Origin of the sequence: Acinetobacter stercoris, from assembly GCF_900323515.1 — a bacterium.
GTDB lineage: Bacteria > Pseudomonadota > Gammaproteobacteria > Pseudomonadales > Moraxellaceae > Acinetobacter > Acinetobacter stercoris.
Genome location: NZ_OOGT01000403.1, coordinates 1 through 1,207, shown reverse-complemented (window position 1 = coordinate 1,207; position 1,207 = coordinate 1). Strand labels below are relative to the sequence as shown.

At 39.4% G+C, this 1,207-nt stretch carries 1 protein-coding gene; it reads left to right on the top strand.

The genetic code is table 11. The features are described from left to right. Positions 1 to 22 precede the first annotated feature (22 nt). The gene (locus KPC_RS19875; RefSeq protein ID WP_121976013.1) at positions 23 to 1,108 is read left to right on the top strand and encodes an LLM class flavin-dependent oxidoreductase; all 1,086 of its coding nucleotides are present in this window, start codon (positions 23 to 25) and stop codon (positions 1,106 to 1,108) included. Positions 1,109 to 1,207 lie beyond the last annotated feature (99 nt).

Below are 1,207 nucleotides of genomic sequence, written 5' to 3'. Positions count from 1 at the left end.
CTCATCGACTTAGGGAAAAGATATGCAAACACATCCGTTTTTAGAGAATAAGAAATTTATTTTAGGTACTTTTGCTTCGAACTGTTCAGGAGGAATGACGCCATCAAAACTTACTGATGGGTGGGATGCCAGCTGGGAAAAGAATCTAGAACTTGCACAATTGCTAGATGATGCAGGTATTGATTTTATGTTGCCAATTGCCAGATTTATTGGTTATGGCGGTGAAAAAGACTTTCAAGGTACGATTTTGGAAACAGTAACATGGGCGACAGCTTTACTCGCGAGTACTAAAAATATTACTGTTTTTGCAACGGTGCATGCTTCTGTAAATCACCCGATGGTGATTGCAAAACAAATTGCAACAATGGCAGAAGTAAGTGCTGATCGTGTTGGTTTAAATATTGTTGCAGGGTGGAATAAGCCTGAATACGATGCACTCGGTTTAACACTAGAAGATAACCATGATGCCCGTTATGGCTATGCACAGGAGTGGTTCGATTTCATCAAGAAGCTCTGGAGTAGTGACAAGCCTTTTGACTGGAATGGAAAATACTTTAATACCAAAGGTTCCTATGGCAAACCTAAGCCTTTAAAAAGCCCTCCGATATTTAATGCAGCAGGCTCCAAGCAAGGGCGTGATTTTGCGGTACAAAATGCTGACTTTTTATTTACCCCCGCATCAGAGTTAGAGCGATCTGTAGCAGAAATTAAAGAGTTAAAACAAGCAGGTAAAGCTCTTGGGCGTAATGTTAACGTTATGACTTTTTCGCATGTGATCTGTCGTGAAACAGAAGCTGAGGCTCAGGCAGAATGGGATCGTCAAGTTGCAAATGCCGATACGGAAGCTGTACAGAATTTAATGAATCTACTTTTTGCCCATGCTCAAAGTTTTCCACATGATATTTTAGAAACACTTAGACAACGTATAGCTGTTGGGCATGGTGGTTTCCCTTTGGTCGGAACACCAGAACAAGTTGCACATGGATTAATGCAATTGCATGAAACAGGCTTTAGTGGCACAACACTGTCATTTCTGGACTACGCAGAAGAGTTCCCATATTTTAGAGATCATGTTTTACCGGTTTTAGAAAAAAATGGTATTCGTTAAGTTAACGTTCAAATGTTGATTTAGAACTTGGCTTGATATGTGATTTGAGCTGTATACCAATATTGTATGATTATATACAATATTGGTATTAAATAGAAT

What these genes read in the sequence shown, in the direction of transcription:
- KPC_RS19875 (WP_121976013.1), top strand. Translation starts at nt 23, where the DNA reads ATGCAAACACATCCGTTTTTAGAGAATAAGAAATTTATTTTAGGTACT.